The 13,710-nt window shown below is 71.7% G+C and carries 10 protein-coding genes and 1 pseudogene; 8 read left to right on the forward strand and 3 right to left on the reverse strand.

Annotated elements, in window-relative coordinates:
- Positions 1–145: 145 nt before the first annotated feature.
- A pseudogene (locus tag ABEA26_RS21670) lies at positions 146–670 on the forward strand (DUF4349 domain-containing protein); the annotation flags it as partial.
- A 38-nt stretch (positions 671–708) separates the two neighbouring features.
- Complete coding sequence (locus ABEA26_RS21675) at positions 709–2,124, forward strand: FAD-dependent oxidoreductase (protein WP_345594601.1); 1,416 nt, start codon at positions 709–711, stop codon at positions 2,122–2,124.
- Positions 2,125–2,437: 313 nt separating this feature from the next.
- On the opposite strand, the gene hemE is transcribed toward ABEA26_RS21675, so the two are convergent.
- Positions 2,438–3,505, reverse strand: a complete 1,068-nt coding sequence (gene hemE / locus ABEA26_RS21680) for a uroporphyrinogen decarboxylase (protein ID WP_345594603.1) — start codon at positions 3,503–3,505, stop codon at positions 2,438–2,440.
- Between the two features lie 173 nt (positions 3,506–3,678).
- Between hemE and ABEA26_RS21685 the strand changes: the two genes are divergently transcribed.
- From ABEA26_RS21685 to ABEA26_RS21705, 5 genes are all read left to right on the forward strand, one after another.
- Positions 3,679–4,356: a DUF3000 domain-containing protein gene (locus ABEA26_RS21685; protein ID WP_345594605.1), complete on the forward strand. Its 678-nt coding sequence runs from the start codon at positions 3,679–3,681 to the stop codon at positions 4,354–4,356.
- Between the two features lie 316 nt (positions 4,357–4,672).
- Positions 4,673–5,335, forward strand: a complete 663-nt coding sequence (locus ABEA26_RS21690) for a response regulator transcription factor (RefSeq protein WP_003972894.1) — start codon at positions 4,673–4,675, stop codon at positions 5,333–5,335.
- Between the two features lie 237 nt (positions 5,336–5,572).
- Positions 5,573–6,859, forward strand: a complete 1,287-nt coding sequence (locus ABEA26_RS21695; protein WP_345594607.1) for an HRDC domain-containing protein — start codon at positions 5,573–5,575, stop codon at positions 6,857–6,859.
- A gap of 181 nt (positions 6,860–7,040) precedes the next feature.
- Positions 7,041–8,258 carry a thiolase family protein gene (locus ABEA26_RS21700; RefSeq protein WP_345594609.1) on the forward strand — a complete coding sequence of 406 codons (1,218 nt, stop codon included), beginning with the start codon at positions 7,041–7,043 and terminating at the stop codon, positions 8,256–8,258.
- Positions 8,255–10,384 (forward strand): 3-hydroxyacyl-CoA dehydrogenase NAD-binding domain-containing protein, encoded by a 2,130-nt coding sequence (locus ABEA26_RS21705; RefSeq protein WP_345594611.1) that lies wholly within the window; start codon positions 8,255–8,257, stop codon positions 10,382–10,384. The genes ABEA26_RS21700 and ABEA26_RS21705 overlap by 4 nt, the downstream gene beginning before the upstream one ends.
- A gap of 105 nt (positions 10,385–10,489) precedes the next feature.
- Here the strand turns inward: ABEA26_RS21705 and ABEA26_RS21710 are convergent, their stop codons facing one another.
- The gene (locus tag ABEA26_RS21710; protein WP_345594613.1) at positions 10,490–11,506 is read right to left on the reverse strand and encodes a PLL family lectin; all 1,017 of its coding nucleotides are present in this window, start codon (positions 11,504–11,506) and stop codon (positions 10,490–10,492) included.
- Positions 11,507–11,574: 68 nt separating this feature from the next.
- Here ABEA26_RS21710 and ABEA26_RS21715 point away from each other — a divergent pair, with 68 nt between their 5' ends.
- Complete coding sequence (locus tag ABEA26_RS21715; protein WP_345594615.1) at positions 11,575–11,949, forward strand: PIN domain-containing protein; 375 nt, start codon at positions 11,575–11,577, stop codon at positions 11,947–11,949.
- Positions 11,950–12,067: 118 nt separating this feature from the next.
- On the opposite strand, the gene ABEA26_RS21720 is transcribed toward ABEA26_RS21715, so the two are convergent.
- Positions 12,068–13,591, reverse strand: coding sequence for an amino acid permease (locus ABEA26_RS21720; protein WP_345594617.1), 1,524 nt, complete (start codon positions 13,589–13,591; stop codon positions 12,068–12,070).
- Positions 13,592–13,710 lie beyond the last annotated feature (119 nt).

The following is a 13,710-nucleotide window of genomic DNA, read 5'->3' on the forward strand; positions in this document are numbered from 1 at the left end:
GAGGCCCGGAAGAAGCTCCGGAAAGGCCCCGGAGAGGCCCCGCGAGTCCGGACCGTGACCGCTTCGGGACCGTTCCGCGCCAACGTTCGCGCCCCTCTCCGCGTCGAAGGAGCGTCCGTCGTCACGACTCTCGGGGGTACCCACCATGCACGTACGGCGATCAGCACCACGACCGGCACGACGTCCCGCGTCGTCCGCCCGCGCCCTGGCCGGTCTGTTCCTGGCCACGGCCCTCGCCCTCACCGGCTGCAGCGAGGCGGGCGGTGACTCCGACTCGGCCGGCAGCGCCAAGGATGCCATCGCGCCCCAGGAGGACTCCCGGGCGGACGGCCGTGCCCGGGACCGGGCCGGTGCCGCGGGCGGCGAGGCCGACGGCGCGAAGGCGACCGCGCCACCGGAGCTCGCCCCGGCCCACGTCATCCGCACCGCCTCCCTGACGGTGCGGGTCGAGGACGCCCCGAAGGCCCTCGACGCGGCCCGCGCCGCGACCGAGAACGCCGGCGGCTACGTCGGTGACGAGACCACCGACCGGGACGAGGAGGGCCACGAGCGGACCAAGGTCGTGCTGCGCGTACCCGTGGAGCGCTACGAGGAGGTGCTCGAGGAGCTGGAGGGCGCCGGGAAACTCCTCGAACGCAGTGCGAAGGCGCAGGACGTCACCAGCCCGGTGGGCAGGACTGAAATGCCCCGTCCCCGTAGCGTGTTCGCATGAACATGAGTGCTGCGAGCGGGACGAGCGGGACCGGACGGGCCACAGAGCGACTGGTCGTGATCGGCGGTGACGCCGCGGGGATGTCCGCGGCGTCACAGGCACGCCGGCTGAAGGGCCCGGACGAGCTGGAGATCGTGGCGTTCGAACGCGGCCACTTCAGCTCCTTCTCGGCGTGCGGCATCCCGTACTGGGTCGGTGGTGACGTCGGCGACCGGGACCAGCTGATCGCTCGGACGCCCGAGGAGCACCGCGCACGCGGCATCGACCTGCGGATGCGCACCGAGGTCACGGAGATCGACGTCGCCGGTGGGCGGGTACGCGCGCGTGACGTCGATTCCGGGGCGGAGTCCTGGACGTCGTACGACAAGCTCGTGATCGGTACCGGCGCCCGCCCGATCCGTCCGGAGCTGCCGGGTGTCGACGCGCCCGGCGTGCACGGGGTGCAGACGCTCGACGACGGGCAGGCGCTGCTCGACACGCTGGCCCGCACCCGTGGCCGTCGCGCGGTGGTCGTCGGCGCGGGATACATCGGCGTGGAGATGGCCGAGGCGCTCATCAACCGCGGCTACGAGGTGACGGTCGTCAACCGCGGCCGGGAGCCGATGTCCACCCTCGACCCGGACATGGGCCGCATGGTGCACGAGGCGATGCAGGGTCTCGGCATCACCATGGTGAACGGCGCCGAGGTCACCAAGGTGCTGACGGGGGACGACGGCCGGGTGCGGGCGGTGGCCACCGAGGACGCCGAGTTCCCGGCGGACGTGGTGGTGCTCGGCATCGGCGTACGCCCCGAGACCGCGCTCGCGAAGGCCGCCGGTCTGCCGATCGGCACCCACGGCGGGCTGCTGACCGACCTGGGCATGCGGGTGCGCGGGCACGAGAACATCTGGGCCGGCGGCGACTGCGTGGAGGTGCTCGACCTGGTCTCCGGGCAGCAGCGGCACATCCCGCTGGGCACCCACGCCAACAAGCACGGCCAGGTCATCGGCACCAACGCGGGCGGCGGCTACGCCACCTTCCCGGGCGTGGTCGGCACGGCGGTCAGCAAGGTTTGCGACCTGGAGATCGCACGGACCGGACTGCGCGAGAAGGACGCGCTGCGGGCGGGGCTGCGGTTCGTGACGGTCACCATCGAGTCCACCAGCCGCGCCGGTTACTACCCGGGTGCCTCCCCCATGACGGTGAAGATGCTCGCCGAGCGGCGCACCGGACGGCTGCTCGGCGTCCAGATCGTCGGCCGCGAGGGCGCGGGCAAGCGGGTCGACGTCGCCGCGGTGGCCCTCACGGCCGGAATGACGGTGGAGCGGATGACGGCCCTGGACCTGGGCTACGCGCCGCCCTTCTCACCGGTGTGGGACCCCGTGCTGGTCGCCGCGCGCAAGGCGGCGAGGGCGGTGGAGCGGCAGGCCTGAACGCCCGGCCCGAGGAGCGGTACGGAGAGCCCTGCCGGCAGCCCCACGGTGCCCGCCGCCGGCAACGACCCCAGGACCTGCCTCGGTGAAGCCGGACAGCCGCCGGTCACCGGATGTGCGGACGGTCCGAAGGCCTCTGGTCGCCGCCGCGCGACACCACGACGCGTCGGTACCGGTCCCGGGGGCGAGAAGCCTCTCGGGCGGAGAGGAGCGTACAGGCCGTCCTGGCGCCGGGACCCGCCTTACGCGTTACTCCTCGACATCACCAACCGGCCGAACGCGAGTGGGAGTTCCCGCGAGCCGCCGAGACGGGTCAGCGCGCGGTCCGGGTGTGGACGTGCTCCACGAGGCGGGTCAGCGCGTCCGGGTCGGTGGTGGGCAGGACTCCGTGGCCGAGGTTGAAGATGTGGCCGTCCAGGTCCGCCGCCGCGTCCAGGATCTCGCGGGTCTTGCTCTCGACCGCCTGCCGGGTGGAGAAGAGGACGGCGGGGTCCAGGTTGCCCTGGAGTGCCTTGCCGGGGCCGACACGGCGGGCGGCCTCGTCCATCGGGACGCGCCAGTCGACGCCGACGACGTCCGCGCCGGCCTCACCCATGAGGCCGAGGAGCTCACCGGTGCCGACGCCGAAGTGGATGCGCGGCACCCCGTACCCGGCGACGGCCTCGAAGACCTTGCTCGAGGCGGGCATCACCGAGCGGCGGTAGTCCGCGGGCGAGAGCGCGCCGACCCAGGAGTCGAAGAGCTGGACCGCGCTCGCGCCCGCCTCGATCTGCACCTTGAGGAAGGCGGCCGTGATGTCGGCGAGCCGGTCCAGGAGGTCGGCCCACAGCTGCGGGTCGCCGTACATGAGCGCCTTGGTGTGCTCGTGGTTGCGGGACGGGCCGCCCTCCACGAGGTAGCTCGCGAGGGTGAACGGCGCGCCCGCGAAGCCGATCAGCGGGGTGGCGCCGAGCTCACGGGTGAGCAGGCCGTACGCCTCGGTGACGTAGGAGACGTCCTCGGGGGTGAGGTCGCGCAGCCGCGCCAGGTCCGCGCGGGTGCGGATCGGGTTCGCGACGACCGGGCCGACGCCCGGCTTGATGTCGAGGTCGATGCCGATCGCCTTGAGCGGGACCACGATGTCGCTGAAGTAGATCGCCGCGTCCACGCCGTGCCGGCGCACCGGCTGAAGGGTGATCTCGGCGACCAGTTCGGGCCGCATGCAGGACTCGAGCATCGGGATGCCCTCGCGCACCTTCAGGTACTCCGGCAGTGAGCGTCCGGCCTGCCGCATGAACCACACGGGGGTGTGCGGCACCGGCTCACGCCTGCACGCCCTGAGGAACGCGGAGTCGTACGTGGCGGTCGGCTGCTTGCCCGCGGGGCTCTGGTTGGCACTCACACCGGCAAGTCTCGCATGTCGTCGCGACGGCGCCCGAACACGGGGTGCGACCGCGCGCGGGGAGTGTGGGGGCGCTCACGCGAGGCCGCGCGACACCGCATGATCCGGACATCGCGCCCGCACGCGGGTGTCTCTCCCTGCACCGGGGCGCCGTTCCCCTTAACCTTCCCCGCATGGCTGCGGCTCAGGGACGACTGTCGGACGGCGCTGGCGGAATGGACGAACCGAAGGGTACCGAGAGGGAGGCCCGGCATACGGGAAGTACGGCGCCGCCGGCCTTCACGGCGGCCGTCGAGGCGCTCAGGACCGCGCGGCTGCGGCCGCAGATCGAAGTGGAGGCGGTGCCGCCACCGAAGCGGCTCGCCCCGTACGCGCACGCGCTGGAGGCCGCCGTCGTCGACGGCGACGACGATCTCGCGGACGGGCGGCTCGTGCTGCTGCACGACCCGGACGGGCACGATGCCTGGCGGGGCACCTTCCGGCTGGTGACGCTGGTGCGTGCCGAACTGGAGCCGGAGATGGCCGCCGATCCGCTGCTGCCCGACGTGTGCTGGTCCTGGCTCACCGGCGCGCTGCAGGCCCGCGGGCTGACCTACGGTGAGCCCAGTGGCACGGTCACACGCGCGAGCTCCCACTACTTCGGGGGCCTGTCGGAACGACCGTCCGCCTCGCAGATCGAGATCCGGGCGTCCTGGACGCCGCGTGAGGGCCTGGGCGGCGTCCCGGACACGGCGACGCACCTCGCCTCGTGGTGCGATCTGCTGGCTCAGGTCGCGGGGCTGCCGCCGGCCGCGCCGGGTGACGCGTCGATCGTCACGCTGCCGCAGCGACGCGGCCCGCAGTCGCGCTAGGCCTGTCTCTCCCTCACCTGTCCACCCCACCCACCCCGTCCCTCACTCTTCACACCTGGGCCCCGTGCGACCCGGGAAACGTTCCGTCACTTTGTCGACACGGCCACTTTCGGCCCCGTATCGACAAAGTGTGAAACCGTTCGGTCTTCGAATGATCGACCGCGTGTCCGAATTGCTCGGATTGTTACTCACCAGATCGTGATCATTCTCTAAAGGCGGACGGGTTCGGTGCCGAAGACGACTGTGACCTTGAAAGCACGGTTCGTCCCGGCTTCATCCCCAAGAGCCGGCCCCGTCCCGCACCCCAGGAGGCCTGGTGTCCGTTCTCCTCGAGCAGCCTGCAAGCCTGGTCGCCTACCGCCCGAACAAGCCGACCGCCATGGTGGTCGTGGCCGACCCGCGCGTCCGTTCCACCGTCACCCGCCATCTGTGGGCGCTCGGTGTGCGCGATGTCATCGAGGCCTCGTCCGTCGCGGAGGCTCGTCCCCGCATCGGCAACCCCCGCGACATCTGTGTCGCAGACGTCCATCTCCCCGACGGCTCCGGCCTGACCCTGCTGTCGGAGACCCGCGCCGCGGGCTGGCCCAACGGCCTCGCACTCTCCGCCGCCGACGACATCGGCGCCGTACGCAACGCCCTCGCCGGCGGCGTCAAGGGCTACGTCGTCACCGGCACCCGTACCAACGTCGGGCTCCCCACCCGGCCGGGCGCCGCCCCCATCGGCGCCGCCGCCGCCCGCCTGCACCGCCGCCCCCCGGGTGCCCCGAGCCACCCGGGCGGCTACCGCGAGCTCTCCGGCCGCGAGGTGGAGGTACTGCGACTGGTCGCGGAAGGCCAGTCGAACAAGGCGATCGGCGTCTCGATGGGCCTGTCCGCCCTGACCGTCAAGAGCCACCTGGCCCGCATCGCCCGCAAGCTCGGCACCGGCGACCGCGCCGGAATGGTCGCCGTGGCCCTGCGCACGGGGATCATCCACTGACCGCCCCGGCCCCCGGCCGCTCATACCTTCCTCTCCCCCACTTCTCTCCCCCCTGATTCGCCGCCACACACCTCTCCGCCCCCACCTCTTCTCCCCCACCTTCCCTCCCCTTCCCTCCCCCTCCCGTCCCTCTGTGAAGCCGGTCTGTCGCTGAGCTGACTGGTTTACGACCCCCCGATGCCCGCCGACGGAACGTTCCGTCGGCGGGCGCCGTCGATCCACCGATACCCTTGACAGGTGACCGACGCCCACGAAACCGCAGCAGACCGTCCACTGCGAACCACCGGAGGCGCCCCTCCGGACGATGCCGGATCTTCTGCGAGTCAGGCGCCGACCCCCTTGCTCGAACCACGCGAGGGCATTCCGCAGGTGATCGCCGACGCGGCCGCCCTCTCCGAGGTGACCGCCGCCTTCGCGGCCGGCCGCGGCCCCGTCGCCGTCGACGCCGAGCGCGCCTCCGGCTACCGCTACGGCCAGCGCGCGTACCTGGTGCAGCTGCGCCGCGAGGGCGCGGGCAGCGCGCTGATCGACCCGGTGGCCTGCCCGGACCTGTCCGGCCTTGGCGCGGCGATCTCCGACGCGGAGTGGGTGCTGCACGCGGCCACCCAGGACCTGCCGTGCCTGCGGGAAATAGGGATGGTGCCCACCCGCATCTTCGACACCGAGCTGGCCGGGCGGCTCGCCGGGTTCCCCCGGGTCGGCCTCGGCGCGATGGTGGAGAACGTTCTGGGCTTCGTCCTGGAGAAGGGCCACTCGGCCGTCGACTGGTCGACACGCCCGCTGCCCGAACCGTGGCTGCGCTACGCCGCGCTCGACGTCGAGCTCCTCGTCGACCTGCGCGACGCGCTGGAGAAGGAGCTGGACCGGCAGGGCAAGCTGGAGTGGGCCCGGCAGGAGTTCGACGCGATCGCCTCCGCCCCGCCGCCCGAGCCCCGCAAGGATCCGTGGCGCCGTACGTCCGGCATGCACAAGGTGCGCCGGCGCCGTCAGCTCGCCGTCGTACGGGAGCTGTGGCAGACCCGGGACCGCATCGCGCAGCGCCGGGACGTCTCCCCCGGCAAGGTGCTCGGCGACGCGGCCATCGTCGAGGCGGCGCTCGCGCTGCCGGTCAACGCGCACGCGCTGGCCGCGCTGAACGGGTTCGGACGCGTGAACCGCCGGCAGGTGGAGCAGTGGCAGGTGGCGGTGGACCGGGCCAGGGGCCTGTCCGAGTCGCAGCTGCCCCAGCCCGGTCAGCCGGTGACCGGCCCTCCGCCGCCCCGGGCCTGGGCCGACAAGGACCCGGCCGCCGCGGCCCGGCTCACCGCCGCGCGGACGGCGGTGACGGCGCTGGCCGAACGGCTGAACATGCCGCAGGAGAACCTGATCACTCCGGACACGGTGCGCAGGGTCTGCTGGGAGCCGCCGGCGCCGGCCGACACGGAGTCCGTGGCCGCCGCCCTCGCCGGACACGGGGCCCGGCCCTGGCAGGTGGAGCAGGTGACGCCGGTACTGGTGACGGCGCTGGCGCAGAGCGTGTCGTAAGAGGAGCGACGGCGAGTTCCGGCCAAGATCCAGGGTGGGCGGCGACCCGATGGTGTGACGTTCGCCGCTTGGGCCGGGGGGACTGGGCAGCTACGTTACTCATAAGTAGCATGGGCCTGAGCGCGCGCTCAGCACCGGCGCGCCGCAGCAGTGCCATCCCGCACCCTGGAGGAGAGCCATCGTGCCTCGTACCGTCAGGGACGTCGTCTTCGTAGACGGCGTCCGCACCCCGTTCGGCAAGGCGGGCCCGAAGGGCGTCTACCACGAGACCCGCGCCGACGACCTGGTCGTGAAGGCCATCCGGGAACTGCTGCGCCGCAATCCCGGTCTCGACCCCAAGAAGATCGACGAGGTCGCCGTCGCCGCGACCACGCAGATCGGTGACCAGGGCCTGACCATCGGCCGCACCGCCGGCATCCTGGCGGGCCTGCCCACCTCGGTCCCGGGCTACTCGATCGACCGCATGTGCGCGGGCGCCCTGACCGCGGTCACCTCGGTGGCCGGCTCCGTCGCCTTCGGCGCGTACGACGTCGCGATCGCGGGCGGTGTCGAGCACATGGGGCGCCACCCGATGGGCGAGGGCGTGGACCCGAACCCGCGGTTCGTCAGCGAGAAGCTCGTCGACGAGTCCGCCCTGTTCATGGGCATGACCGCGGAGAACCTGCACGACCGCTACCCGGGCATCACCAAGCAGCGCGCCGACGAGTACGCCGTGCGCTCGCAGGAGAAGGCCGCCAAGGCGTACGCCGACGGCAAGATCCAGGCCGACCTGGTGCCCGTCTCGGTGCGCCGCACCAACGAAGAGGCCGGTGAGACCGGCTGGGGCCTGGTCACCGCCGACGAGCCGATGCGTCCGGGCACCACGCTGGAGAACCTGGCGGGCCTGAAGACGCCGTTCCGCGTGCACGGCCGGGTCACCGCGGGCAACGCGGCCGGTCTCAACGACGGCGCCACCGCCTCCCTCATCGCGAGCGAGGACTTCGCCCGCGAGAACGACCTGCCGGTCAAGATGCGCCTCGTCGCGTACTCCTTCGCGGGCGTCGAGCCGGAGGTCATGGGCTACGGCCCGATCCCGGCGACGGAGAAGGCCCTGGCCCAGGCCGGCCTGTCCATCGACGACATCGGCCTGTTCGAGATCAACGAGGCCTTCGCCGTCCAGGTCCTCGCCTTCCTGGAGCACTACGGCATCGCCGACGACGACGCGCGCGTCAACCAGTACGGCGGCGCCATCGCCTTCGGCCACCCGCTGGCCTCGTCGGGCGTCCGCCTGATGACGCAGCTGGCCCGTCAGTTCGAGGAGCAGCCGCACGTCCGCTACGGCCTGACCACCATGTGCGTCGGCTTCGGCATGGGCGCGACGGTCGTCTGGGAGAACCCGCACTTCGAGGGGGACAAGTGAGCACCACCGCAGAGCTTCTGAAGGGTGCGGCCGAGCTGTTCCCCGGTGAGGTCGTCACCAGCGCGCACGTACGCCACTTCGACCTGCCGCTGGGGGCCGGGCGTTTCGCCCTGATCACCCTGGACAACGGCCTGGACCACACCAAGCCGACCACGCTGGGCCCGCAGTCGCTGGCGAACATCGACGCCGCCGTCGACCAGGTCGAGAAGGAGGCCGCGGACGGCGACATCGTCGGCGTCGGCGTCACCGGCAAGCCGTTCATCTTCGCGGTCGGCGCCGACCTCAAGGGCGTCGAGCTGCTCGAGCGGCACGAGGACGCGCTCGCCATCGGCAAGGGCGGCCACGACGTCTTCAAGCGGCTGTCGAAGCTGGCCGTGCCGACCTTCGCGTACTACAACGGCGCGGCCATGGGCGGCGGCGTGGAGATCGGCCTGCACTGCGCCTACCGCACGGTGTCCGCGGCCCTCCCCGCCTTCTCGCTCCCCGAGGTCTTCCTCGGCCTCGTCCCCGGCTGGGGCGGCTGCACCCTGCTGCCGAACCTGATCGGCGCCGACAAGGCCGTCTCGGTCATCATCGAGAACAGCCTGAATCAGAACAAGCAGCTCAAGGGCGCGCAGGTCCACGAACTCGGCATCGCGGACGCGATCTTCGAGGGCGCGGACTTCCTCGAGCAGTCGCTGATCTGGACGGCGTCCGTCCTCAAGGGCGAGATCGCCGTCGAGCGTCCGGTGATCGACCGCGGCGAGGCCTGGGACCAGGCCGTCGCCAAGGGCCGCTTCATCGCCGACTCCAAGGTGCACGGCGCCGCCCCCGCCGCCTACCGCGCCCTGGACATCATCGCCGCCGCCAAGAACGGCGACCTCCAGCAGGGCTACGACGCCGAGGACCAGGCCCTCGCCGACCTGATCATGGGCGGCGAACTGCGCTCCGGCATCTACGCCTTCAACCTGGTGCAGAAGCGCGGCAAGCGCCCCGCCGGCGCCCCGGACAAGGCGCTGGCCCGCCCGGTCACCAAGGTGGGTGTCGTCGGCGCCGGTCTGATGGCGTCGCAGCTGGCCCTGCTCTTCCTGCGCCGCCTCGAGGTGCCGGTCGTCCTGACCGACATCGACCAGGAGCGCGTCGACAAGGGTGTGGGCTACGTCCACGCCGAGATCGACAAGCTGCTCGGCAAGGGCCGGATCGACCAGGACAAGGCCAACCGCCTGAAGGCCCTGGTCTCCGGTGTCCTGGACAAGGCCGAGGGCTTCGCGGACGCGGACTTCGTCATCGAGGCCGTGTTCGAGGAGATGGGCGTCAAGCAGAAGGTGTTCGCGGAGGTCGAGGCGGTGGCGCCCGCGCACGCCATCCTCGCCACCAACACCTCCTCGCTCTCCGTCTCGGAGATGGCGTCGAAGCTGAAGCACCCCGAGCGGGTCGTCGGCTTCCACTTCTTCAACCCGGTCGCGATCCTCCCGCTGCTGGAGATCGTCCGCGGCGAGCAGACGGACGAGGCCTCGCTGGCCACGGCGTTCGGCGTCGCGAAGAAGCTGAAGAAGACCGCGGTCCTCGTGAAGGACGCCCCGGCGTTCGTCGTGAACCGCATCCTGACCCGCTTCATGGGCGAGATCCAGAACGTCATCGACGAGGGCACCCCGGTCGAGGTCGCGGAGAAGGCCGTGGAACCGCTCGGCCTGCCGATGTCCCCGCTGGTCCTGCTGGAGCTGGTCGGCCCGGCCATCGGCCTGCACGTCTCTCAGACCCTCAACCGGGCCTTCCCCGAGCGCTTCACGGTCTCCCCGAACCTCAAGGCGGTCGTCGAGGCGGGCAAGCGCGGCTTCTACGTCTACGACAGCGGCAGGCCGGAGCTGGACCCGGAGGTCGCCGCGCTTCTCGAGCAGGGCGACTTGGTCCTGACCGAGGAGCAGGTCCGCGACCGCGTCCTGGACGCGGTGGCCCAGGAGATCGGCCTGATGCTCGACGAGGGCGTCGTCGCCGAGGCCCAGGACATCGACCTCTGCCTGATCACCGGCGCCGGCTGGCCCTTCCACCTGGGCGGCATCACGCCGTACCTGGACCGTGAGGGCGTCGCCGAGCGGGTGAACGGGAAGCGGTTCCTGGAGCCCGGGGTGGCGAGCGTTCCGGCGTAACCGGTCACACCCGAAGAAGAGGGGGTGGGTCGCACGGTGACAATCCGTGCGGCCCATCCCTTTCGCACCCGGCGACGCGATCCGGGCGAGGTCCGACGGGCCCCGTCAGACCTCCTGCCAGGCCGTCAGCGCCAACCCCGGTTCGTCCTTGCGACGGGTCAGCAGCAGCTGTCCCGTCGAGGGCGACAGAACCGCCGCGACCACCCGACCGACGGCGTCCACGGCCAGGGACACCCCGGCATCCGCGGGCAGCCGCGGTCCTGACTCCGTCCACCAGGCGCCCGCCGACTCCTGCTCGCTGGGGTAGGCCGCGAAGGCGACCCTGCCGGAGGACGAGCACTGGGCCAGCAGCGTGCAGTCGTGACCGTCGAGTTCGCAGCGGACGGCAGCGACCGGTCCGGGCCCCGCCGCGGGGAGCAGGGCGACGGGCCCGGCACCCGGACGCCAGGCGGACAGCCGGCCGGCCGTGTCGGTGAAGAACAGGGTGGTGTTCTCGTCGGAGGTGGCCAGGGCGCGCAGGGTGCCCGGGCGGGCCTCGGCCTCCACCTCCTCCACCAGCTGGAACTCGGTGGCTGGCCCCTCCTGACGCCAGTACACGAGCGCGCCGGCGCCGGCCGCGTACGCCTCGATGCGTCCGTCCTTGCCCGCCACCGCGGCGGGCACCTCCTGGAGGTCGGTGCCCTTGAAGTCACGCCACGGGCACCAGCCGCCCTTCTGCTTCTGGGCACGCATGCTGAGTCCGCCGCCGCTGTTGCGCACGAAGATGTGCGCCCGCCCCTGGGCGTCGACCACGGCGACGGGCCTGCCGGTGCGGTCACCCTTGTCATTCGGGTGACCGACGGCGTCCCAGTCGAGGGCTGCCAGCAGGGGCCGGAAGTGGGTGGAGTGCACCAGGTCCGACTCCCCCGGCCCGGTGGGCCGCCAGGCGACCAGGTGCGCGTAGGAGTCGGCGCCCTGGCCGATCCCCGCGGCCGAGTGCAGTCGCTGGTCGCCGCCGATCCTGCGCGGTGCGTCCCAGGGGCCGCCCGGCACCTGCTCCGCACGGCACAGGACAGCGTCCTGGGTCATCAGGTAGACGCTGAGTCGGCCGTCCCGGCCGCGTATGAGCCACTCGCCGTTCACCTGGTGATTTTATGCCTCCGCCCACGGGAGCGCTCCGTCCGGGTGGGGGCGCGTGCGACCCTGGCCCCATGGACGACAGCGAACCTCTCCTCGTGATCGTCGACGCCGCGAACGTCGTCGGGTCCGTGCCCGACGGATGGTGGCACGACCGGCGCGGGGCCGCGGAGCGGTTGCGGGACCGGCTGGCGGTGGACGGGGTGCCGGGGCATACCGGCCCGGTGGAGATCGTCCTCGTGGTCGAGGGCGCGGCCCGTGGCGTGGACCCGGTTCCCGGCGTACGGGTGGAGTCGGCGCCCGGCAGTGGGGACGATCACATGGTCGAGCTGGCCGCGCGGGCCGGTGACCGCCCCGTTCTGGTGGTGACGGCGGACCGTGGGCTGCGCCGCCGGGTGGCGGAGCTGGGGGCGGAGGTGGCGGGACCGCGAACGGTCCGGCCCGCCTGACGGCACCGGCGGCAGTGGCGTCGGGCCAGCCAGGTGGCGGCGGCGTCGGGCGGGCCGGTGTGACGTCATCGGGCGGTGGCAGTGGCGTCGGGCGGGCCGGTGGTGGCGGTGGCGGTGGCTACGGGGTGTCCTGGCCGGACGATTTCGAAGGGCTGCCGGCCGGCGTCTCCTCGCCGTGGGCCAGGCGGCTGTGGTTGCGGCTGTAGAGGAAGTACACGACGACACCGATCGCCATCCAGACGCCGAACCGCACCCATGTCTCGGCGGGCAGGTTCAGCATCAGCCACAGCGAGGCGGCCACCGACACGATCGGCAGCAGCGGCACCAGCGGGGTGCGGAACGCACGCGGCAGGTCCGGGCGGGTCCGGCGCAGGATGATCACGCTGAGCGCGACGACGACGAACGCGAACAGCGTGCCGATGTTCACCAGCTCGGCGAGTTCGCTCAGGCTGGTGAAGCCGGCGACGATCGCGATGATCACGCCGAGCAGGATGGTCGGCCGGTACGGCGTCCGGAACTTCGGGTGGACATGGGAGAAGAAGCGCGGCAGCAGCCCGTCGCGGCTCATCGCGAAGAACACCCGGGTCTGGCCGAGCAGCAGGATCATGCAGACCGTGGTCAGACCGACGGCGGCACCGAAGCTGATCACACCGGCGAAGAAGGGATGCCCGGTGGACTTGAAGGCGTCGGCGAGCGGGGCGTCGATGGACAGCTCACTGTAGTGCTGCATGCCGGTGACGACGATCGACACGGCGACGTACAGCGCGGTGCAGATGAACAGGGAGCCGAGGATGCCGCGCGGCATGTCGCGCTGGGGGTTCTTGGTCTCCTCGGCGGCCGTGGCGACGATGTCGAAGCCGATGAAGGCGAAGAAGACGACCGAGGCCGCGGTGAAGACGCCCATCACACCGAAGTTGGCCGGCGCCCAGCCGAACATCAGCTGGATCAGCGGTGAGTGCAGGCCCCCTCCCGCCTCCACCGGCTGCGCCTCGGGGATGAAGGGGTCGTAGTTGGAGCCCTTCACGAAGAAGGCACCCGCGATGATCACGATGAGGACGACGGTCACCTTGATGGCGACGACGACCGAGGTGACCCGTGCCGACAGCTTCATGCCGAGGACCAGGATGCCGGTGAGCACCAACACCAGGACGGCGGCGAGGATGTCGAAGCCGAACCTCTCGGCACCGTCCCGGCCGCCGAGCGCCGCGGGCATCTGCCAGCCCGCGTTGTCCAGCAGCGAACGGATGTAGCCGGACCAGCCGACGGCCACCACCGCCGTGCCCAGCGCGAACTCCAGGACCAGGTCCCAGCCGATGATCCAGGCGGGCAGTTCACCGAGCGAGGCGTACGAGAAGGTGTACGCGGAGCCGGCCACCGGGACCGTGGAGGCGAACTCCGCGTAGCAGAGCGCGGCGAGCGCGCAGACGACTCCGGCGACGACGAAGGCCAGGGCCACCGACGGCCCGGCGTTGTTCTTGGCGACCGTGCCGGTCAGTACGAAGATGCCGGTGCCGATGATGACACCGACGCCGAAGACGGTCAGGTCCAGCGCGGACAAGGACTTCTTGAGTGCGTGCTCCGGTTCCTCGGTGTCCCGGATGGACTGCTCGATCTTTTTGGTCCTGAAGATACTGCTGCTCACGGGTACCTCCGAGCTTGTCGTCCCCGACATGATCGAGAGGGGGGCGTACTGCGTATGCCCCGGCGTGAGCGGATTCACGCGGATGGGTCGGTTTCACCACCGCAACGCGTGGAGATACC

The sequence above is a fragment of the Streptomyces marokkonensis genome (assembly GCF_039539045.1).
Classification (GTDB): domain Bacteria; phylum Actinomycetota; class Actinomycetes; order Streptomycetales; family Streptomycetaceae; genus Streptomyces; species Streptomyces marokkonensis.

Excerpts from the sequence above, each read along its gene's own strand:
- ABEA26_RS21715 (WP_345594615.1), top strand. The coding sequence starts at position 11,575 with ATGGACGACAGCGAACCTCTCCTCGTGATCGTCGACGCCGCGAACGTC.
- ABEA26_RS21685 (WP_345594605.1), top strand. The coding sequence starts at position 3,679 with ATGGCTGCGGCTCAGGGACGACTGTCGGACGGCGCTGGCGGAATGGAC.
- ABEA26_RS21675 (WP_345594601.1), top strand. The coding sequence starts at position 709 with ATGAACATGAGTGCTGCGAGCGGGACGAGCGGGACCGGACGGGCCACA.